General features: G+C 74.0%; 19 protein-coding genes. 16 read left to right on the top strand and 3 right to left on the bottom strand.

Annotated features, from left to right (window positions below):
• Positions 1-228: 228 nt before the first annotated feature.
• Positions 229-993: a pyrimidine reductase family protein gene (locus C3489_RS25915; protein WP_103784484.1), complete on the bottom strand. Its 765-nt coding sequence runs from the start codon at positions 991-993 to the stop codon at positions 229-231.
• A 623-nt stretch (positions 994-1616) separates the two neighbouring features.
• Here C3489_RS25915 and zapE point away from each other — a divergent pair.
• The 15 genes from zapE (at position 1617) to C3489_RS25835 (ending at position 16979) form a co-directional block, all read left to right on the top strand.
• Positions 1617-2729 (top strand): cell division protein ZapE, encoded by a 1113-nt coding sequence (gene zapE, locus C3489_RS25905; RefSeq protein WP_103784479.1) that lies wholly within the window; start codon positions 1617-1619, stop codon positions 2727-2729.
• Between the two features lie 65 nt (positions 2730-2794).
• Positions 2795-3064, top strand: coding sequence for a hypothetical protein (locus C3489_RS25900; RefSeq protein ID WP_103784478.1), 270 nt, complete (start codon positions 2795-2797; stop codon positions 3062-3064).
• Between the two features lie 164 nt (positions 3065-3228).
• Positions 3229-3624 (top strand): hypothetical protein, encoded by a 396-nt coding sequence (locus C3489_RS25895; protein WP_103784477.1) that lies wholly within the window; start codon positions 3229-3231, stop codon positions 3622-3624.
• Positions 3625-3730: 106 nt separating this feature from the next.
• A complete protein-coding gene (locus C3489_RS25890; RefSeq protein WP_103784476.1) occupies positions 3731-4312 on the top strand; it encodes a carbonic anhydrase in 582 nt (193 codons plus the stop codon).
• 8 nt (positions 4313-4320) lie between these two features.
• Positions 4321-5778: a SulP family inorganic anion transporter gene (locus C3489_RS25885; protein ID WP_103784475.1), complete on the top strand. Its 1458-nt coding sequence runs from the start codon at positions 4321-4323 to the stop codon at positions 5776-5778.
• Between the two features lie 106 nt (positions 5779-5884).
• Positions 5885-6685, top strand: a complete 801-nt coding sequence (locus C3489_RS25880) for a slipin family protein (protein ID WP_103784474.1) — start codon at positions 5885-5887, stop codon at positions 6683-6685.
• A 130-nt stretch (positions 6686-6815) separates the two neighbouring features.
• Entirely contained in the window at positions 6816-8183 is a 1368-nt protein-coding gene (locus C3489_RS25875) for an alkaline phosphatase PhoX (RefSeq protein WP_103784473.1), read from the top strand.
• Between the two features lie 41 nt (positions 8184-8224).
• Positions 8225-9745, top strand: coding sequence for an FAD-dependent oxidoreductase (locus C3489_RS25870; RefSeq protein ID WP_103784472.1), 1521 nt, complete (start codon positions 8225-8227; stop codon positions 9743-9745).
• A gap of 92 nt (positions 9746-9837) precedes the next feature.
• Complete coding sequence (locus C3489_RS25865) at positions 9838-10710, top strand: polysaccharide deacetylase family protein (protein WP_103784471.1); 873 nt, start codon at positions 9838-9840, stop codon at positions 10708-10710.
• Between the two features lie 18 nt (positions 10711-10728).
• Positions 10729-10920: a hypothetical protein gene (locus C3489_RS25860; protein ID WP_103784470.1), complete on the top strand. Its 192-nt coding sequence runs from the start codon at positions 10729-10731 to the stop codon at positions 10918-10920.
• Positions 10921-10966: 46 nt separating this feature from the next.
• Positions 10967-11683, top strand: coding sequence for a peptidyl-tRNA hydrolase (locus C3489_RS25855; protein ID WP_181139842.1), 717 nt, complete (start codon positions 10967-10969; stop codon positions 11681-11683).
• Positions 11684-12172: 489 nt separating this feature from the next.
• Positions 12173-13507, top strand: coding sequence for a DUF692 domain-containing protein (locus C3489_RS25850; RefSeq protein ID WP_103784469.1), 1335 nt, complete (start codon positions 12173-12175; stop codon positions 13505-13507).
• Positions 13508-13642: 135 nt separating this feature from the next.
• On the top strand, positions 13643-14317 hold the full coding sequence (locus tag C3489_RS25845; protein WP_103784468.1) for a DUF4142 domain-containing protein: 675 nt from the start codon (positions 13643-13645) through the stop codon (positions 14315-14317).
• Positions 14318-14426: 109 nt separating this feature from the next.
• The gene (locus C3489_RS25840; RefSeq protein WP_103784467.1) at positions 14427-15197 is read left to right on the top strand and encodes a TIGR04222 domain-containing membrane protein; all 771 of its coding nucleotides are present in this window, start codon (positions 14427-14429) and stop codon (positions 15195-15197) included.
• A 117-nt stretch (positions 15198-15314) separates the two neighbouring features.
• A complete protein-coding gene (locus C3489_RS25835; protein ID WP_103784466.1) occupies positions 15315-16979 on the top strand; it encodes an alpha/beta hydrolase in 1665 nt (554 codons plus the stop codon).
• Positions 16980-17093: 114 nt separating this feature from the next.
• Here C3489_RS25835 and hemQ read toward each other — a convergent pair whose 3' ends face one another.
• Together hemQ and hemG are read right to left on the bottom strand one after the other, a co-directional pair.
• Positions 17094-17825, bottom strand: a complete 732-nt coding sequence (gene hemQ, locus C3489_RS25830; protein WP_103784465.1) for a hydrogen peroxide-dependent heme synthase — start codon at positions 17823-17825, stop codon at positions 17094-17096.
• Positions 17826-17829: 4 nt separating this feature from the next.
• On the bottom strand, positions 17830-19281 hold the full coding sequence (gene hemG / locus C3489_RS25825; RefSeq protein ID WP_103784464.1) for a protoporphyrinogen oxidase: 1452 nt from the start codon (positions 19279-19281) through the stop codon (positions 17830-17832).
• A 151-nt stretch (positions 19282-19432) separates the two neighbouring features.
• Here hemG and C3489_RS25820 point away from each other — a divergent pair, with 151 nt between their 5' ends.
• Positions 19433-20359 carry a DUF4349 domain-containing protein gene (locus C3489_RS25820; protein WP_103784463.1) on the top strand — a complete coding sequence of 309 codons (927 nt, stop codon included), beginning with the start codon at positions 19433-19435 and terminating at the stop codon, positions 20357-20359.
• The last annotated feature ends 19 nt before the right edge of the window (positions 20360-20378 follow it).

Raw genomic sequence — 20378 nt, 5'->3', positions numbered from 1 at the left:
CGCTTGTGAACACCAGGCGCCCCTTCTCCTACGGGGGCGGTGGGCCCCCTGTCCTCCGTGGGCCGTACCAGGCCCTGCGGAAACCATCCTGCCCCGTGATCGCACGGGTTCTGCCGGATTTAGTGTGCCCGTCCGAAGCGAAACGGAACGGCTGATTCCGCTGATGTCCGTCCTCCGGGCGGCCACCCGCCCGCGCCGGGGCCGGCGGCCGCGTTCCGGGGGCCTCGCTCAGGGCTGCGACCTGCAATAACGGCTGTAGAGGAAGCCGTCCTCCTCCAGTAGGGACACCAGTGCGAAGCGGTGCGGAACGGTGACGGAGGGCCCGCCGGCGATGCGCTGCGCGTCCCCCGCGGTGAGCATCGGGGAGATGGTCAGGCACAGCTCGTCGAGCACCTCGGCGGCCACCATCTGGCCCAGCAGCCGCGGGCCGCCCTCGGTGAGCAGCCGGGTGTGGCCCAGCTCGGCGAGCACCTGGACGACGCGGACCGGGTCCACGCCGATGCCGTCGCCGGCGATGACGACCTTCGCGCCCGCCTTCTCCGCCGCCGCCCGGCGCTCCGGGGAGGACGCGGCCCCGGTGAGGACGATCGTCGGCACCACGGGCGAGGTGAACAGCGGCAGCGAGAAGTCGAGGTCCAGGCTCGCGGTGACGACGGCGATCGCGGGGACGGGCGCCTGCCCGGCGGCCTCGCGCATCTCGGCGAACTCCGCGCGCACGCGGGCGGGGCGGTAGCCCTCCTGGCGGACCGTTTCGGCCCCGACGATCACGACGTCGGCGAGGGCCCGCAGGGTGCCGAAGATGCGCATGTCGGTGGCGTTGGAGATGGGCTGCGAACGGCCCTCGTGCTGGGCGGCGCCGTCCAGGGAGGAGACCATGTTGGCGCGCAGCCACGGCTGCCGCTGCCCGGCGGGCGGCTCGGGGTAGGCGTAGGCGGCGGCGATCTCGGCCAGGCTCCACTCCCGCCCGCCCCTCCCACCCGCGAAGGTCGGCAGCCCGACGGGGCCCGAGGCGGCCTCGGCGGCGGGCCCCTCAGAGGCACCGGTGCCCCCCTGAGCCCCCGGCGGTACCCCCACGCACGACACCACCGCCGGTCACGGCAGCCCCGGTGGCGGCGCCCGCGGCACCGCGCACCTCACCACCGCCGGTCACGGCACCACCGGCGGACTCGGCGCCCGCGGCCACGACGCCGGCGGATCGGCCGGCCCCGGGCGCACCACCCAGCCCCGGCTCCTTCCCGGCGCCACCGGCGCCTGCGGCACCCGCTCCGGCCGTACCGCCTGAATCGCCTGCCCCGCCGGCGGGCTCGGTGGCACCGGGCTCCCCCTTCGGCCGCGCCGCTCCGGCCCCGGCCTCCGCCCCGGCCGGGGCGCCCCCGGATCCCTGGTCCTCGCGCGCGGCGGCACCCGAGCCGCCGCTCACGGCCCCGTCCGCCACATCACCCTCGGTGACCACACCGGTCCCGGCGGAAGTCCCGCCGGCCCCAGGCACCCCCGGCGCCCCGGCCACCACCCCCTCCTCGCCGGCCTCCCGCAGGGTCTGGGCTGCTGTTTCGTCGGTCACAGGGAACAGGCGTCGCATGCCGTGCAGTCTGGCACGCCCCTTAAGCTGGGGAACCGTGTCGTCCTCCACCTCCGCCTCCGGCCTCGCCCCGATAGCCGACGCGGCCCCGCTGTCCCTGTGCGCCCGTGAGCCGCATGTCCCCGCGGACCGGCTGGTGGCCGAGATGGTGCCGCCGCCGCGGTTCGACTCGGTCCGCTTCAGCACCTACATCCCGGACCCGAACCAGCCCAGCCAGACCGAGGCCGTACAGGTCCTGGAGGGCTTCGCGGCCGGTCTCGACGGGGCGGGCGCGGCCGGCGGCGCCAAGCGCGGCCTGTTCGGCTTCGGCAAGGCGAAGGCCAAGGCGGCGAAGGCCCCGGCCGGCCCCCGCGGCGTCTACCTGGACGGCGGCTACGGCGTCGGCAAGACCCATCTGCTCGCCTCCCTGTGGCACGCCACCCCGGCCGAGCCCGCGAAAAAGGCGTTCGGCACCTTCGTCGAGCTGACCAACCTGGTCGGCGCCCTCGGCTTCCAGCAGACCGTGCAGACCCTCTCCGGCCACCGCCTGCTGTGCATCGACGAGTTCGAGCTGGACGACCCGGGCGACACCGTCCTCGTCTCCACGCTGCTCGGCAAGCTGGTCGACGCCGGTGTCGCGCTCGCCGCCACCTCCAACACGCTGCCCGGCAAGCTCGGCGAGGGCCGGTTCGCGGCCGCCGACTTCCTGCGCGAGATCCAGGGCCTGTCCGCCCACTTCCGCACCCTGCGCATCGACGGCGAGGACTACCGCCACCGCGGCCTGCCCGAGGCGCCCGCGCCGTTCACCGACGAGCAGGTCACCCGGGCCGCGCACGCCACCGCCGGCGCCTCGCTGGACGCCTTCCCGCAGCTGCTGGACCACCTGGCCAAGGTCCACCCCAGCCGCTACGGCGCGCTGACCGACGGACTCAAGGCGGTGTGCCTGACCGATGTGCGCCCGGTTCCGGACCAGTCCACCGCGCTGCGGCTCGTCGTCCTCGCCGACCGGCTCTACGACCGCGAGGTGCCCGTCCTCGCCTCGGGTCTGCCGTTCGACCAGCTGTTCAGCGAGGAGATGCTGAACGGCGGCTACCGCAAGAAGTACTTCCGGGCCATCTCCCGCCTCACGGCCCTCGCCCGCGACGCCAAGAGCCTCGTCGAGCCGCGCTGACACCGGACCACCACCGGCACCCCGCCGCCTTGCCGCGCTCACGGCAGGGCGGCGATGCTGTTTCGATGCCAGGTCAGCGCAAGAGGAAACGGCGGCAGCAGGCCGAGAGGCAGCGGGCCGCCGAGCGGTTCGCACCCGAGGCGGGGCACTGGGAGGTGCTCTTCGAGACCCGGGACGAGCAGGAGTGGCACGACCATCTCCGCCGCGTCCGGGCCGCCGCCCCGCACGCCGACTGGTCGGCGATGCGGGTCGACATGCTGTGCGGGCGCCTGACGCACCCGACGACCTACCGGCTCAGCCGCTTCGTGCCCCGCGACACGCCCACCGCGCCCTGACCGGGAGCCGGTTCGCGCCAAACCACCTCGCTTTTCAGGCTCTCTTCAGCTCGTAACGCGCAGTTAACCTTGCAAACGCCCCCGCACCGCTACCGTGTCTCTTGACCAGCCGTTGACCAACTGTTGGTGCGCATATGACGTGCGAGCATGACGGGGGGAGGGGCATGTTCCGAGGTACGACGGTACGGACCGTCCTCGCGGCGCTCACCGCCGTCCTGCTCGCCCTCCCCCTCTTCGCATCGACCGCGTCCTTCGCACAAGCGCACACGGCCCGTCACGCGGAGGCCAAGGCCCGCCCCGGCACCGCACTCCCCCTCACCGCTCTGCGCGACGAGAGCGTCGGCTCCCAGGACTGCGGGCACCCGCGCGGTCCGGCCGACCCCCTGCGCCCCCGCGACCGGCACCGCACGGCGGACTCGGCGCCCCAGGCGCCCGAACGCCCGCTGTCGGCCCCGGACCCGGCCGCCCCTCGGTCCGCCACGCCCCGCAGAGCTCCGCTGGGCTCGCCCAGACCCGCGCCGGCCCCCTCCCCGGCCGCACTCCAGGTCTTCCGCTGCTGAGAACAGAGCAGTACCTCCCCACTCCGCGCGCAGCGGAGGCAGTACCCCACCTCTGTCCTTGAAGCCCGACGCGCACCCCACAGCGCGCCAGGAGGAGTCACCACACATGCAACCCCTCATCGACAACGCCCGTTCCTTCGGACAGCGCCCTGAGGAGTTCGCCCCGCTGGCCGACGGCCAGTCGCCGCAGGTCCTGTTCATCACCTGCTCCGATTCCCGGGTCGTCCCGGCCCTGATCACGGGCGCCCGCCCCGGCCAGCTCTTCGAGCTGCGCACCGCGGGCAACATCGTCCCGCCGTACTCGGCGCACACCCCCACTTCCGAGGCGGCCACCGTCGAGTACGCCGTGAGCGTCCTCGGCGTCCAGGACATCGTGGTGTGCGGCCACTCGCACTGCGGTGCCGTCGGCGCCCTGGTGCGCGGCGACGACCTCGACGCCGTACCGGCCGTACGCGACTGGCTCGCGCACGCCGCCGAGGATCCCAAGGCGGCCGACCCGCAGGACCCGACCGTGGCTGAGGCCGTGCAGAACCACGTGCTCACCCAGCTGCTGCGGCTGCGCTCCTACCCGTGCGTCGAGCGGCGTCTGACGGACGGCCGGCTGCGGCTGCGCGGCTGGTACTACGAGGTGCACACCGGTGCCGTACGCGAACACCGCGCGGACACCGACAGCTTCGAGGCGCTGTGAGGTCCGGCATGAGCAGGTTCCCTCATCTGCGCGAGGACTTCCTCGCCTCCATCGTCGTGTTCCTGGTGGCCGTGCCGCTGTGCGTCGGCGTGGCGGTCGCCTCCGGAGTCCCGGCCGAACTCGGCCTGATCACCGGCATCGTGGGCGGCCTGGTCACCGGGCTGATGCCCGGCAGCAGCCTTCAGGTGTCGGGGCCGGCCGCCGGCCTGACCGTGCTGGTCTTCGAGGCCGTCAGCGAGTTCGGCGTGGCCTCGCTCGGGGTGATCGTGCTGGCCGCCGGCCTGCTCCAGCTCGCCATGGGCTTCTTCGGGATCGGCCGCTGGTTCCGGGCGATATCCGTGTCGGTCGTGGAGGGCATGCTCTGCGGCATCGGTCTGGTGATCATCGCCGGCCAGATCTACGCGGCGGCGGGCCTTAAGGCCCCCAAGACCGGCATCGGCAAGATCGCGGGCCTGCCCGGGGCGTTCGCCGACGCGCTCGGCAGCACCGAGGCCCTGGCCTCCCTCGCCGTCGGCGCGGGCACCGTCGCGGTCATCGTGTTCTGGAAGAAGCTGCCGAAGGCGGTGCGGTCGGTCCCCGGCGCCCTCGCCGCGGTCGTCCTGGCCACGGCGGCCACCCAGGCGTTCGGCCTGCCGGTGGCCACGGTGAAGGTGGAGGGACTGCTCGGCGTCGTCCAGCCGCCGGGCGCCGGCGCCTTCGGCGAGCTGGCGAGCCCGGCCATCTGGGGCACCATCGTCGCCTTCGCGCTGATCGCCTCGGCCGAGAGCCTGTTCAGCGCGGCGGCCGTGGACCGGCTGCACGACGGCCCGCGCACCCAGTACGACAAGGAGATGATCGCCCAGGGCGCCGGCAACACGGTGTGCGGTCTGCTCGGCGCGCTGCCGATGACCGCGGTGATCGTGCGCAGCTCCGCCAACGTCAGCGCGGGCGCGAAGACCAAGGCCTCGCGGGTGCTGCACGGCCTGTGGCTGCTGCTGTTCGCCGCCGCGCTGCCCTCCGCCCTGGCGCTGATACCGATCCCCGCGCTGGCCGGCATCCTCGTCCACGCCGGCTGGAAGCTGATCCCGTTCCGGCAGATCACCGCCCTGTGGCGGGGGCACCGGGGCGAGGCCCTGATCCTGGTCGTGACCGCGGTGTCGATCGTCGCGGTGAACATGTTCGAGGGTGTGCTGATCGGTCTGGCGCTGTCCGTGGTCAAGACCGCCTGGGAGGCCTCGCACGTCCGGCTGGAGATCGTCGACAAGGGCGCCGGCCCCGTCCAGGCGCATCTGTCGGGCAACGCGACCTTCCTGCGGCTGCCGAAGATCCTCGACAGCCTGGAGGCGCTCCCCCAGGACCGGCCCGTCGAGCTGGACCTGTCCGGGCTGCACCACCTGGACCACGCGTGCCGGACGGCGCTGGAGTCGTGGGCCGAGCGGCACAGCGCGGTCGGCACTGAGCCGGTGAGGGTCGTGACGGCGGCGTAGCGCCCGCCGGAGCGTCGGCCTCCGGTCGCGGGCGTGGCCCGGGACCGGAGGCCGGGCATATCGTTGCAGGAGCAGAGGAAACGGACCTCTCGGTGAGGGGGTCGCCATGCTCCAGGAGCTGCTGGGGGCGATCGCGGCGGCCGGTGTGGCCGGTCTGGTGTACCTGACCGCGGCGGCGCGGGTCGTCAAGCAGTACGAGCGGGGAGTGGTCTTCCGGCTCGGCCGGCTGCGCGGTGGTGTGCGGCAGCCGGGGCTGGCCTTGATCGTGCCGGGTGTCGACCGGCTGCGCCGGGTCAACATGCAGATCGTGACCATGCCGATCCCGGCCCAGGAGGGCATCACCCGGGACAACGTCACCGTGCGGGTGGACGCCGTCGTGTACTTCAAGGTGGTGGACCCCTCCGCGGCGGTCGTCAACGTGGAGGACTACCGGTTCGCGGTCTCGCAGATGGCGCAGACCTCGCTCAGGTCGATCATCGGCAAGAGCGAGCTGGACGATCTGCTGTCCAACCGCGAGAAGCTGAACCAGGGGCTGGAGCTGATGATCGACAGCCCGGCCGTCGGCTGGGGCGTGCAGATCGACCGCGTCGAGATCAAGGACGTCTCACTGCCGGACACGATGAAGCGGTCCATGGCCCGGCAGGCCGAGGCCGACCGTGAGCGGCGGGCGCGCATCATCAACGCCGACGCCGAGTTCCAGGCGTCGAAGAAGCTGGCCGAGGCCGCCCAGGCCATGGCGGACACGCCCTCCGCGCTGCAACTGCGGCTGCTGCAGACGGTGATGGCGGTGGCGGCGGAGAAGAACTCCACGCTGGTGCTGCCCATCCCGGTCGAGCTGCTGCGCTTCCTGGAGAAGGGCGCCGAGCAGAACTCCCAGACGCCGAAGGACCACGTCATCGAGCAGTGAGACGCGGTGATACGCACGGTGACACGTGCTACACGCGTGGTTCCCGCACACGGCGGCAGATGGTAGACACAGCGGCGTCAGTAGTTAGTTCCTGTCCCGTCCTGTCCGCCAGCAGGAAGGTCACTGCCGCATGTCTGCAACTCGACGTCAGGTCCTGGCCCGAGCGAGTGCCCTGGGAGCGGGCATCGCCTTCACCGGGGCCCTGTCCGAGCTCTTCGCGGGCACCGCCGCCGCGCAGAACCTGGGCCGCACCGGCTACGGCCCGCTCGTCCCCGACCCGAACGGACTGCTCGACCTGCCGGAAGGATTCCGCTACACCGTGCTCTCCCGCGAGGGCGACCCGCTCCGCTCCGGTGAGGGCCCGGTCCCCTCCAACCACGACGGCATGGCCGCCTTCGCCGGCCGCGACGGCCGTACCCATCTCGTGCGCAACCACGAGAACCGCGCCACCGCCAAGATCCCGGTCCCCACGGTCGAGGGCCTGACCTACGACCCGGCGGGCAAGGGCGGCTGTACGGCCCTGGCCCTGGATCCCCGGGGCCGCGTGCTGTCCGAGCGGGTCGCCATCGCCGGTACGGCCGTCAACTGCGCGGGCGGCCGCACCCCTTGGGGCACCTGGCTGACCTGCGAGGAGACCGAGGACAAGGCCGGCACCAACGGCTACGCCAAGGACCACGGCTTCATCTTCGAGGTGCACCCGAGCGACCCGCGCCGCACCGGCGCCGTCCCGCTGACCGCGATGGGCCGCTTCCAGCACGAGGCCGTCGCGATCGACCGGCACAACGGTGTCGTCTACGAGACGGAGGACGCCTTCCTCAAGCCGTTCGGCCTCTTCTACCGCTTCCTGCCGAACAAGCCGCTGGGCGGCGTCGGTTCGCTGCGCGCGGGCGGCCGTCTGCAGGCCATGCGGGTGCCCGGCGTGCCGGATCTGTCCACGATCCAGGAGACCGGCGCGAGCTTCGACGGCATCGAGTGGGTGGACGTACCCGACCCGCTGGCCGCCACCACCCCGACCCGGCTGCAGGACTACGGCCCGAAGGGGATCACCCACGCGCAGAAGCTGGAGGGCTGCTACTGGGGCGGCTCCTCGGTGTACTTCGTGTCGTCCTTCGCGCGCAGCAAGGACGGCTCGGGCGCCGACCACTACGGCCAGATCTGGCGTTACGACCCGCGGCGGCGCCGTCTCACCCTGGTGATCGTCTTCGGCCCGGACACCGATGTGCAGCTGCCCGGCGAGTCCCCGGACAACATCTGCCTCGCCCCCAGCGGCGGCCTGATGGTGTGCGAGGACGGCAACGGGGCGCAGCACGTCTTCGGCGTGACCCGGCAGGGCGAGGTGTACGCGATGGCCCGCGGCCGGCAGAACATCGGCACGCCCGACCAGCCGGAGTGGGGCGAGTTCGCCGGGGTCACCTTCTCCCCCGACGGCGACACGATGTACGTCAACTGCTACACACCCGGCACGACCTTCGCGGTCACCGGCCCCTGGGGCCGCTAGCGGCAGCTGTGATCATGCCGGGACGGGGTACCCGCCCCGGCATGACGCGGAAACAGCAGGTCAGCGGCTCGTACTGGCTGCAGACGGAGCCCGGCGGCAGCCCTCGGCCCGCGCTGGCGGAGGACCTGACCGTCGACGTGGCCGTGATCGGCGGCGGCGTGGCCGGGCTGAGCACGGCGTGGGAGCTGACCCGCGCCGGGCTCGGCGTGGCCGTGCTGGAGGCCGACCGGATCGCGGCCGGGGTGACCGGGCACACCACCGCCAAGGTCAGCGCCCTGCACACCCTCGTCTACGACAAACTGCGGCGCACCCGGGGCGCCGAGGGCGCACGGCTGTACGCCCGCTCGCAGTCCGAGGCGATCGAGCGGGCCGCCGGGATCGTGGCCGAGCTGGGCATCGACTGCGACTGGGAGGAGCGCAGCGCCTACACCTACGTGCGCGACAGCGGCCGGGTCGAGGAGCTGCGGGCCGAGGCGCGGGCGGCGAAGGAGGCGGGGCTGCCGGCGTCGTTCGTGACGGAGACCGGGCTGCCGTTCCCGGTGGCGGGTGCGGTGAAGGTGACCGGGCAGGCGCAGTTCCATCCGCGCAAGTACCTGCTCGCGCTCGCCGACGACCTGGTCGCGCACGGCGGGCGGATCCACGAGTACACGCGCGTGACCGGGCTGAGCGAGGGCGAGCCGTGCCGGATGACGACCGACGCGGGGGTCACGGTGACCGCGCGCGAGGTGGTCGTCGCCACGCACTACCCGGTGTTCGACCGGGCGCTGCTGTTCACCCGGCTCTCGCCGCGCCGCGAGCTGGTCGTGGCCGGGACGCTCCCCGCCGACCGGGACCCGGAGGGCATGTACATCACGCCGGACGAGAACACGCGGTCGGTGCGGACCGCGCCGTACGGCGACGGCCAGCGCTTCCTGGTGGTCACCGGCCAGCACTTCACCCCCGGCACCGGTGACGTGCCGGCGCTCTTCGAGGAGCTGACCGACTGGGCGGCCGCGCACTTCCCCGGCGTCTACGTCACCCACCGCTGGGCCACGCAGGACAACGACCCCACGGACACCGTGCCGATGGTCGGCCCGCTGCACCCCGGTGCCCGGCACACGTACGTGGCGACCGGCTTCGGCGGCTGGGGGCTGAGCGGCGGGATGATGGCCGGGCGGCTGCTGACGGCGCTGATCCGGGGCGAGAAGTGCGCGTGGAGCGGGCTGTACGACCCGCGCCGGCTGGGCACGGCGGTGCGCGAGGCGCCGATGTTCCTGAAGACGCAGGCCAAGGTCGCCCGGCACTTCGTCGGCGACCGGCTGCGCCCGGCGAAGTCCCTGGAGGACCTCGCGCCCGGCGAGGGCGCGGTGGTCCGGGCGGGCGGCGACCGGATCGCGGCGTACCGCGACGACGACGGCGAGCTCCATGCCGTGTCCGCCCGCTGCACCCACCTGGGCTGCCTGGTGAACTTCAACGCCGCGGAGCGGTCCTGGGACTGCCCCTGCCACGGTTCCCGGTTCGGGATCGACGGCGAGATCCTCCAGGGACCGGCGCTGCGGCCGTTGAAGCGACGCGACGGGTAGGGCGGCGGCTGTTGACGCCGGGTGGGTGATGTGACGTCGCGTCGGGTCGCCGACGGTGCGAGATGGACCGCTCCTGGTCATATCTTCATACGGTGATCGCTCCCCTTCGCCGTCTCACCGCGCTGTGCGCCCTCGGCGCCGCTCTCGCCGCCTGCGGGACCGCACGGACCCCCACCCCGCACACGGCGAGCCCGCATGCCGCCCGGCCGGCGCCGAGCGCGGCATCACCGTCGGTGACGGTGTCCCGGCCGCCCACGCTCGCCCCGGGCCCGGCCGGTCTGACGCCCGTGTTCAAGAACGGCCCGCGCACCGGCCACGGCAAGGTCGTCGCGCTGACCTTCGACGCCGACATGACCGCCGACCAGGGGCCGCGCGCCGCCGCCGGCGAGCACTTCGACAACCCGGGCCTGATCGAGGCGCTGCGCACCCTGAAGGTGCCGGCGACGGTGTTCATGACGGGCCGGTGGGCGCAGCAGTACCCGGCGCAGGCCCGGGCCATCGACCACGACCCGCTGTTCGAGATCGCCAACCACTCCTACAGCCACTACGCGTTCACCGGTGACTGCTACGGGCTGCCGACGGTCGCCCCGGAGCGGATGCGCGAGGACGTGGAGCGCGCCTACGCCGCCTTCCGCGCGGCCGGGGTGAAGGACGCGCGGCCCTACTTCCGCTTCCCCGGCGGCTGCTACGACCGGGACGCCCTGCGGGAGCTCAGCGGCACCGGGGTGACGGCCGTGCAGTGGGACGTGGTCAGCGGGGACGCCTTCGCGACGGACGCGGACGCGGTGGCCCTGCAGGTGCTGGACGGGGTGCGGCCGGGGTCCGTGGTCGTCATGCACTGCACCCGCAGCGCGGCCCCGACGACCGAGCGGGTGGTGCGGAGCGTGGTGCCCGAGCTGCGCAAGCGCGGCTACCGCTTCGTCAAGGTGTCCGAGCTGATCGGCGCCGCGAACGGCCGGCCCTGACCCTCGTACGCTGGACGCATGAGCGACGACGACGCACCTGTCGACTACTGCCTCATCGACGCGACCCGGCCGCCCAGGGCCGACGGCCCGCCGTACGCGGAGTGCGTGCTGTGCCGTGAGCCGACGGAGTACCCGGAGTCGTACAAGGGGATCACGCTGTGCCCGGTGTGTGAGTGGCAGGAGGCGCAGCGCACCGCCTGCTCGGGGTGAGACGCCGGGGGCGGGCCCGCCGGGACGCCTTGGCAGACTGGACGGCGTGAACACTGAACCCACTCCCGTGCAGGACAGCCCCTTCCGCTCCGAGCCCACCGCGCGCGACCTCGCCCCGCAGTATGTGCTGCCGCTGGTGGTGCGGCTGGAGAAGGCCGCGCCGCCCGCCCGGACCGACGCCCTTGAGACGGCGGCGCGGGCCGTGCTGGTGATGCTGAGCGACGAGCGTTCGCTGGGCGACGGCGAGTGGGCGCAGGCCATCCGGGACTGGCAGGACGCGCGCATCCGCAAGGTGGTGCGCCGGGCGCGCGGCGCGGAGTGGCGGCGGGCCGAGGCGCTGCCGGGCATCACGGTCACCGGCAAGTCGGCCGAGGTGCGGGTGTTCCCGCCGGTGCCGCTGGACGGCTGGCCGAAGGACCTGGCCAAGCTGCAGGTCTCCGGCACCGAGCTGGACGACCCGGAGCCGCCCGCCGGGCCGGACCTGGCCGAGCCCGTGCTGTGGATGAGCCCCGAGGTGGAGATGTCGGCCGGCAAGGCGATGGCCCAGGCCGGGCACGGCGCCCAGCTGGCCTGGTGGGAGCTGTCGGACGAGGAGCGGGCCACGTGGCGGGACGCCGGTTTCCCCCTCGCGGTGCGCACGGCCGACCCCGCACAGTGGCGCGACCTGACCACCAGCCGACTGCCCCTGGTCCGGGACGCGGGCTTCACCGAGATCGCCCCGGGCAGCTGCACGGTCGTAGCGGACCACCCGGCCCTGCGCTGACCCCCACCACGGCGGCCGATGGCGGCCCGCAGTCGCGCACGGCGGGAGGGGGCGGGGTGGGGGGTGTCCGCCCGCAGCGGCCGGCACCGCCAACCCTCACCGCGTCGGAGACAGCGGGCCGGACCGAGGACGGACACCCCCCACCGCGGCCCCGCAGTGACCACCGGCACAAGGCGCTACACCAGCCACGACGCAACAGCAACGGGCCGCCGCAGGCATAAAGGGGCGCGGGGAACTGCGCGACCAGCCACCCACCCACCCGCACGGGCCGCCGCAGGCGAACACGTGGCGCGGAAACCGCGCGCCCAGCCACAACACAACCGGCACAGCCCGCCGCAGGCGAACCCGTGGCCGCCCAGCGCCCAGCGCCCACCCCCGCCAAAGCTCAAATGTTGCTCTGAAGACCGCCCCCGCGCGGTTCGCCGCCCGATGCCGGGGCCATACCCCCGTCACAGCGACCGCCCACGGTGAGTGACGAGGAGGGGACCCATGGAGCGACTGGGCACGGGCATCGGGTGGCGGCCGGAGATCGCCGAGGCCGTGGAGCGCATGCCCGGGATCGACTGGGTCGAGGTCGTGGCGGAGAACGTCTGCCCCGGCCACCTGCCCGAGTCGCTGCGGCGGCTGCGCGAGCGGGGCGTGACCGTCGTACCGCACGGTGTGTCACTGGGCCTCGGCGGCGCCGACCGGCCCGACGCGCACCGGCTCGCCGCACTCGCCGAGCGGGCCGAGGCGCTGGGGTCGCCGCTGGTCACCGAGCACATCGCGTTCGTGCGGGCGGGCGGCGAGCTGACCGCCTCGCCCCTGCTGGAGGCCGGCCACCTGCTGCCGGTGCCGCGCACCCGGGACGCGCTCGACGTGCTGTGCGAGAACGTGCGCATCGCCCAGGACGCCCTGCCCGTGCCGCTCGCCGTGGAGAACATCGCCGCGCTGTTCGCCTGGCCCGGCGAGGAGCTGACGGAGGGCCAGTTCCTGTACGAACTGGCCGACCGCACCGGGGTCCGGCTCCTGATCGACGTGGCGAACCTGCACACCAACCATGTCAACCGCGGCGAGGACCCGGCCAAGGCGCTCGCCGACCTGCCGGTGGAGGCTCTGGCGTACGTCCATGTCGCGGGCGGCGTCGAGCGGGACGGCGTCTGGCACGACAGCCACGCGCACCCGGTGCCGCAGCCGGTGCTGGACATCCTGACCGACCTCGCCTCCCGCACCAGCCCGCCGGGCGTCCTGCTGGAGCGGGACGACAACTTCCCCGAACCGGCCGAGCTGGAGCGTGAGCTGGCGTCCATCCGGCGGGCGGTGCGGCGCGGCCGTACGGCGGCGGACGCACCCGGCGCCTCCCGCGACCCGCGCCCGGACGGCGGCCGGGAGCCGGCCCACGCCGCGGCGCCGCACGAGCCCGTGCCCGGCGCGACCAGGGCGCGGCTCGGTCTCGCGCAGGCCGCGCTGCTGTCCGCGCTGGTCGCGGGCACACCCGTGCCGGAGGGGTTCGACCGGGCGCGGCTGAAGGTGCAGGCGCGGGCGCTGGCCGCGAAGCGGGCGGACGTGGTCGCCAAGGTCGCCCCGGAGCTGCCGGTCATCCTCGGCGACGCCTACCGCCCGGCGTTCCTCGCGTACGCCCGGCAGCACCCGATGAGCGGCGGCTACCGCCGGGACGCGCTGGACTTCGCCGGGTCGCTGCTGCACACCGCAGCGGGCCTGGACGGCCGGGCGCGGCGCGAGCTGCGCGTGTGGTGGCGGGACCGGTCGGGGCCCCGGCCGCGCGCCCACCGCCCGGCGGTGCGGCTGGCCCGCGCCACCCGGCGCGTGCTGCTGCGCCACTGACGACCCCACGACCCCGACCCGACCGACCCAACCGCCAGTACGACCATCGTCTTTTCGTGACGTCACGGCGCAGTACGATGCCTCCCCCGCACCCGGGAGAACTCCGGCGTGCGGTGCCGTAAGCAGGAGAGCACCATGCGACCGCGACCCCCCGTCCAGGGCCGAGGCATCTTCAGTGGCACCGGTCTGATCATCGCCGGCCTCACCACCACTCTCCTGGCACTGATCGTCCCCCTCTGGTCCTACGCCGACCGCCCCGCCGCCGACGCCGGCCCGGCGGACACCCTGAGCGGGGACGACATGCCCACCCGGTACGGCGCGCTGTCGGCGCAGGACCGGGACTTCGTCTTCAAGGTCCGGCTGGCCGGCCTGTGGGAGCTGCCCGCCGGCCGGCTCGCGCAGCAGAAGGGCACCACCGTCGCCGTGCGCACCGCGGGCCGGCATCTGGTCGAGGGGCATGCCTTCCTGGACGAGCGGGTGCGCGCCGTCACGGCCCGGCTCGGCCTGCCGCTGCCGGGCAAGCCGAGCGAGCAGCAGCAGGGCTGGCTGCGGGAGTTGCGGGCCGCGCAGGGCATGGACTTCGACCGGAGGTTCGCCAACATCCTGCGGCTGGCGCACGGCAGGGTGCTCACCCTGGTCGCGCAGGTCCGCGCCGGGACCCGCAACACGCTGGTGCGTGACCTCGCCGACGACGCGAACACGACGGTCCTGGACCACATACGCGTCCTGGAGGCCACCGGGTACGTCGATTTCGACGCACTGGCCCGGGACCTGGCGGCCCCCGCCTCCGTACCGCCGCCGACTCGGTGAAGGAAGAGGGCGGTCTCCAAGGAAGCGGAACGTCACATACCCACAACACTGTGTCCGGATGGTGAACGCCCCATGGCGTCCGGCGCGGCCCGTGGCATACAAACCTGGCATGTTCTGGGTCCCTTTCCTGCTGGTCGCCTGGGTCGTCGCCGCCGTGGCCTGCACCCGGCTGTGCCTGGCCGCCGTGCGCGCGGCCGCCGCCGACGCGCAGGAGCCGGCCGCCCACGACCTGACGCTGTACGAGGCGGCGTTCCTGTCCGGCGGCCCGGCCCGGGTCGCCGATCTGACCCTGGTCTCGATGGCCCGTCAGCGCCGGCTGCTGCTCGCGCACACCGGCTGGGCCACGGTCGTCGACCCGTGCGGACGCGACGAGATGGAGCGGTCGGTGATAGGGGCGATAGGCCCCCAGGGCCAGTCCCGCATCGCCCCGGTGCGCACCGCCGCGGCCGCCGCCGACGCGGTGCGCCACCTCGCCGACCGGCTCGTCGGAGCCGGCCTGGCCGTGCCGGACGGAGCGCGGACGACCGTCTCGGCCGGGGTGCGCCAGGTGCGGGGCGCCGCGGCGGCCGTGACCGCGCTGGGCGCGGCCGCGCTGCTGACGCCGGGCCCTACGGACGTACCGCGCACCCTGGTGGCGCTGTGGTTCGCGCTGCCCCTGGCGCTCACGCTGAGCTGCCTGGTGCTGGCCCGGATAGAGGCCCACCCGTACTCCCGCTGGGCATCCCCGGCGGGGCAGCGGCTGCTGACCGCCCTGGCCCGGCGGGCCGACGACTCCGGGGAGGACCTGCGGTACCTGATCTCCGTCGCCGTACGCGGGGTGCGGGCCGTCGGCGAACCGGACCTGCGGGCCGCCTTCGCCCACCGCGACCGGACCGGCTGACCCTTCCGAGGGGCGCACAGGGAGCACGGCTGGCGACACCAGCCGCGCGGTGCTTGCCTTCACGGCCCGGCGGACGAACATCCCTTGTGTTGCAGACGCACACGAAAGGGATACGCCATGAGAGCCGCCGCCCTCTGCTCGGCCGCCGGGTCGCTGCTGCTGACCGCCCTGGCCGCCGCCCCGGCCGGCAGTGCGCCGGGCGTGTCCCCGGCCGTTCCCCCCGCCCTGTCCGGGGCCGCCTCGGCGCGGGCCGCCGACACGGCGGGCGCCGTGGCCGGGCAGGCGGAGCGGGCCGCCGAGAAGCGCGGGGTGATGATCGCGGCCGCGCGGGCCGCCGCGCGCGGCATCGAGTTCGGCCCCTGCTCCGACGCGCCCGACATGCCGGGCACCCTGCAGTGCGGCACCGTGACGGTCCCGCTCGACTACGCCCACCCCGACGGCCTGCAGATCAAGCTCGCCGTCAGCCGGGTGCAGGCCACCCACCGCGACCCGCACAACAGCAAGCGGCGCGTGCCCCGCCAGGGCTCGCTGGTCTACAACCCGGGCGGGCCGGGCGGCGACGGCCTGTACTTCCCGCTGGTCGGCCTCGTGCCGCAGTGGAAGCGCGTCGCCGCCGCCTACGACCTGGTCGGCTACTCCCCGCGCGGGGTGGGCCGCTCGGCGCCGCTGTCCTGCCAGGACCCGGGGCAGTTCCTCAAGGGGCCGTCACAGGCACCGACGTACCCTGACGCGACGTACAAACAGGAGCGGATCGCGCGGGCCAAAGCGTACGCGCGCGGGTGCGCGCAGCGGGCGGGCAGCGCGCTGGCGCACTACACCTCCCTGAACAACGCCCGCGACCTGGACGTGATCCGCGCCGCGCTGGGCGAGAACCGGCTGACGTTCATGGGCGCCTCCTACGGCACCTACTTCGGCGCGCTGTACGCGACGCTGTTCCCCTCGCACGTGCGGCGGATGGTGTTCGACTCGGCGGTCAACCCGGACCCGGCGAAGATCTGGTACCGCAACAACCTGGACCAGTCGGCGGCGTTCGAGGGCCGCTGGGCGGATCTGCGGGAGTGGATCGCCCGCCACGACGACGTGTACGGCCTCGGCGACACCCCGGAGAAGGTGCTCGCGAGCTATGAGCGGGCACGGCAGCGGCTGGCCGCGAAGCCGGCGGGCGGCAAGGTCGGCCCGGCGCAGCTGCAGAACGCGTTCCTGCAGGCCGGGTACGACGACGACTACTGGCCGCACCGCGCGCAGGCGCTGTCGGCGTATATGAAGGGCGACGAGAAGCCGCTGGTCGAGCAGGCGGCGCCGGTCGCGCAGGCCGCGGCCGAGGCGGAGAACGCGAGCGCGGTGTACACGGCCGTGGAGTGCAACGACGCGCCCTGGCCGACGGACTTCCGCGTCTGGGACCGGGACAACACGCGGCTCGCGCGGGTGGCGCCGTTCGAGACGTGGGACAACGCGTGGACGAATCTGCCCTGTGCGTACTGGCTCGCGCCGCGTCAGCGGGTGGTGGATGTACGGACCGGGGCCGGTGAGTTGCCGCCCGTTCTGATCCTGGCCGCCGAGCGGGACGCGGCGGCGCCCTATGAGGGGGCGCTGGAGTTGCAGCGGCGGCTGTCCGGGGCGGTGCTGGTGACGGAGCGGGATGCCGGGTCGCACGGGGTTGCGGGTGGGTCGAACCAGTGCGTCAACGGTTACTTCGAGGCGTATCTGCTCGAAGGCCGGCTTCCGGGGCGGCGTGCGTCGTGCGCGCCGCATGCGGAGCCGAAGCCGGCCCTTGCTCCTTGACGCCGGGTGCGGGTCGTGGGTGGCTGGTCGCGCTCACGCGGCGGAGCCGCACATCGAGCAGAGCCCCGCGCCCCTTCGGGGCGCGGGTGGCACCCGGCGGCAGAAGGACAGCTCTTACGCCAGGCCCGCGACCAGCTCGCTGATGTCCTTGCGGCGGCCCGTGAAGAACGGGACCTCCTCGCGGACGTGCATGCGGGCCTCCGAGGCGCGCAGGTGGCGCATGAGGTCGACGATGCGGTACAGCTCGTCGGCCTCGAAGGCGAGGATCCACTCGTAGTCGCCCAGCGAGAACGAGGCGACGGTGTTGGCGCGCACGTCCGGGTAGCCGCGGGCCATCTTGCCGTGGTCGGCGAGCATGCGGCGGCGGTCCTCGTCCGGCAGCAGGTACCAGTCGTAGGAGCGCACGAACGGGTAGACGCTCACGTAGTTGCGGGGCGTCTCGTCGGCGAGGAACGCCGGGATGTGCGAGCGGTTGAACTCGGCGGGGCGGTGCAGCGCCATGTTCGACCACACCGGCTCCAGCGCGCGGCCGAGCTTCGTGCGGCGGAAGAGGTTGTACGCCTCCTGGAGCTGGTCGCTGGTCTCCGCGTGCCACCAGATCATGAGGTCGGCGTCGGCGCGCAGGCCGGACACGTCGTAGGTGCCGCGGATCGTCACGTCCTTCGCGGCGAGCTGGTCGAACAGCTCCTGGACCTCTTCGGCGTAGCCGGCGCGGTCCTCGGGCAGCACGTCCTTCAGCTTGAAGACGGACCACAGCGTGTAGCGGATGACATCGTTGAGGTCCTTGGCCAGCTTGCCCTTGTTCGGAATCCGGTCCGGGGCAGTGGTGGGGGCGTCGTCACTCATGACCCTATTCTCCCGCTCCGCCGTGCAGGCTCTGCACCGGGTGGGCGGTGAGCTCCTGCACAGCCCGCGGATCGCCGCCGAGCTGGTCGACGGCGGCGTACGCGCTCGCGATGCACGCGGGGACGCCGACGCCGTCGTACTGCGCGCCGCACACGGCGAGACCGGGCAGCTTGGCGACGTGCTCGCGGATGCGGGCCACCCGCGCGTGGTGGCCGACCGGGTACTGGGGCAGGCCGTCCACCCAGCGGGTGACCTGGGTCCGCAGCGGGGTGGCGTCGAGCCCGGTGGCCTCCTTCAGGTCCCGTCGTGAGACCTCGACCAGCCCGGTGTCGTCGCGGCCGAGGATCTCCGTCTCGCCGTAGCGGCCGACCGAGGTGCGCACCACGACCACGTCGGGGTCCTCCTCGGCGATCCAGCCCCATTTGTTCGACGCGAAGGTGGACGCCTTGATGGTGCGGCCGTCGACCGGCGGGACGAGGAAGCCGCTGCCGTCGGGCAGACCCGCCTCGGCACGGCGGTAGGCGAGGGTGATCAGGGCCATGGAGGCGTACTCGATGCCGGTCAGCTCGGCGGCGGCCTGGGGTGACTCGGTGGCCAGCAGGCGGGCGGCGGCGGGTGCCGGGACGGCGAGGACCACGGCGTCGGCGTGCAGCACCCGCTCGCCGGCGGTGACGCGCCAGCCGCCGGGCTCCCGGCGCAGCTCCGTGACGGGCGCGTTGGTGGTGATCTCGCCGCCGCGCGAGCGCACCGCCCGGGCGACGGCGAGCGGCAGCGATCCGATGCCGCCCTCGATGCCCATGAAGACGGGGCCGGTCTGCTGGTTCGCCGCCGCCTTGGCCTGGATCTCGCGGACGCCCTCGGTCAGCGAGGTGTGGGTGCGCGCGGCCTGGAAGAGCTGGGGCACGGCCGAGCGCATCGAGATGCGGTAGGCGTCGCCCGCGTACACACCGCCGAGCAGCGGCTCGACCAGGCGGTCGACGACCTCGCGGCCCAGGCGTGCCGCCACGTACTCCCCCACCGCCACGTCGTCGCCGACCTCGGTGCGCGGCAGTTCGGCGTCCCGCTCGATGCGGGCCAGGCCCTCGTCGGAGAGCACGCCGGCGAGCGCGGTGGCGGTGCCGGGGACGCCCATCACGTGCCCCTTGGGCATGGGGCGCAGGGCTCCGCGGGTCCAGATCGAGGCCGTCGCGGTGGACGGGGGCTGCAGGCGCTCGCCGAGGCCCACGTCGCGGGCCAGGCCGACGGCCTCGGGGCGGCGGGCGAGCAGCGACTCGGCGCCGAGGTCGACGCGGACGCCGGCGATCTCGCCGGGCAGCAGCTTGCCGCCGACCCGGTCGGAGGACTCCAGCACGCTCACGCGCGCGCCCCGGTCCAGCAGCCGGTGGGCCGCGGCCAGCCCGGCGATCCCGGCTCCGATGACGACGACGTGCTGCGTGCTCGTACCCCTTGCGCTCATGACCCCACTGTCTCAAACACCACTGACAACGCCGGTGTCCGGGCCGAGTCCCGACCGTGACCGCATCGGAACCGGCGAACGCCAACGCCGCGCCCCGCTCCGGCGTCGAAGGAGCGTCCGTCATCACACGACCCGGGGGGCTGAAACCCAGATGCGCACACGACACTTCGTTCCGCGACCCGTTGCGGCACTGACCGGGCTGCTGCTGGCCTCCGCCCTGACGCTGACGGCGTGCGGGGCCGGCGGCGACTCCGGCGGGGCGAGCAGCGCGCAGGACAAGGCGGCGGCCGCCGGCCCCGCCGAGGCCGCGGACGCCCGCGCGGGCCAGGAGGGCGCGGCGGGCGGCGAGGGCGGCGAGGGCGGCGCCCGCAAGGCCACCGCCGCGCCGCCGAAGCTCGCGCAGAACCGGATCATCCGCACGGCCTCGCTGACCGTGCGGGTGAAGAACGTGCCGAAGGCCCTGGACGACGCGCGGGCCGCCGCCGAGGCCGCGGGCGGCTACGTCGGCGACGAGACGACCACCCGCGACGAGGACGGGGGCGAGCAGACGCGCGTGGTGCTGCGCGTGCCCGTGGAGAGGTACGACGCCGTGCTCGCCACGCTGCAGGGCGCGGGCCGGCTGCTGGAACGCAGCTCCAAGGCGCAGGACGTCACCGACCAGGTCGTCGACGTGGAGAGCCGGATCGCCACCCAGCGGGCCAGCGTGGCCCGGGTGCGGGAGCTGATGGAGCGGGCGACGAAGCTGAGCGACGTGGTGGAGCTGGAGGGCGAGCTGAGCCGCCGGCAGGCCGACCTGGAGGCGCTGCTGGCCCAGCAGGCGTCCCTGAAGGACCGCACCAGCCTGGCCACCATCACGCTGTCGCTGTCCGGGACGCCGGTGCGGCAGGCCGAGGAGGACGACGACGCCCCGGGCTTCGTGGACGCGCTGGCCGGCGGCTGGGACGCGTTCGTGACGATGCTGCGCTGGATCGCGGTGGCGCTGGGCGCGGTGCTGCCGTTCGCGGCGGTGGCGGCGCTGCTGCTCGCGGCGTGGCTGCGGCTGCTGCGACCCCGGCTGAGGCGGCGCGGTGAGGACTGAAACACCGTGTGCGTCTAGC

The organism is Streptomyces sp. Ru71, assembly GCF_002920535.1.
GTDB lineage: Bacteria > Actinomycetota > Actinomycetes > Streptomycetales > Streptomycetaceae > Streptomyces.
This window is presented reverse-complemented; position numbering and strand designations above follow the sequence as displayed.

Bases quoted from the DNA above. Each gene is read 5' to 3' on its own strand.
- C3489_RS25880 (WP_103784474.1), top strand. From the start codon at position 5,885: ATGCTCCAGGAGCTGCTGGGGGCGATCGCGGCGGCCGGTGTGGCCGGT.
- C3489_RS25820 (WP_103784463.1), top strand. From the start codon at position 19,433: ATGCGCACACGACACTTCGTTCCGCGACCCGTTGCGGCACTGACCGGG.
- C3489_RS25840 (WP_103784467.1), top strand. From the start codon at position 14,427: ATGTTCTGGGTCCCTTTCCTGCTGGTCGCCTGGGTCGTCGCCGCCGTG.
- C3489_RS25875 (WP_103784473.1), top strand. From the start codon at position 6,816: ATGTCTGCAACTCGACGTCAGGTCCTGGCCCGAGCGAGTGCCCTGGGA.
- hemG (WP_103784464.1), bottom strand. From the start codon at position 19,281: ATGAGCGCAAGGGGTACGAGCACGCAGCACGTCGTCGTCATCGGAGCC.
- hemQ (WP_103784465.1), bottom strand. From the start codon at position 17,825: ATGAGTGACGACGCCCCCACCACTGCCCCGGACCGGATTCCGAACAAG.
- C3489_RS25870 (WP_103784472.1), top strand. From the start codon at position 8,225: ATGACGCGGAAACAGCAGGTCAGCGGCTCGTACTGGCTGCAGACGGAG.
- C3489_RS25850 (WP_103784469.1), top strand. From the start codon at position 12,173: ATGGAGCGACTGGGCACGGGCATCGGGTGGCGGCCGGAGATCGCCGAG.
- C3489_RS25900 (WP_103784478.1), top strand. From the start codon at position 2,795: ATGCCAGGTCAGCGCAAGAGGAAACGGCGGCAGCAGGCCGAGAGGCAG.
- C3489_RS25845 (WP_103784468.1), top strand. From the start codon at position 13,643: ATGCGACCGCGACCCCCCGTCCAGGGCCGAGGCATCTTCAGTGGCACC.
- C3489_RS25885 (WP_103784475.1), top strand. From the start codon at position 4,321: ATGAGCAGGTTCCCTCATCTGCGCGAGGACTTCCTCGCCTCCATCGTC.
- C3489_RS25895 (WP_103784477.1), top strand. From the start codon at position 3,229: ATGTTCCGAGGTACGACGGTACGGACCGTCCTCGCGGCGCTCACCGCC.
- C3489_RS25835 (WP_103784466.1), top strand. From the start codon at position 15,315: ATGAGAGCCGCCGCCCTCTGCTCGGCCGCCGGGTCGCTGCTGCTGACC.
- C3489_RS25860 (WP_103784470.1), top strand. From the start codon at position 10,729: ATGAGCGACGACGACGCACCTGTCGACTACTGCCTCATCGACGCGACC.
- C3489_RS25890 (WP_103784476.1), top strand. From the start codon at position 3,731: ATGCAACCCCTCATCGACAACGCCCGTTCCTTCGGACAGCGCCCTGAG.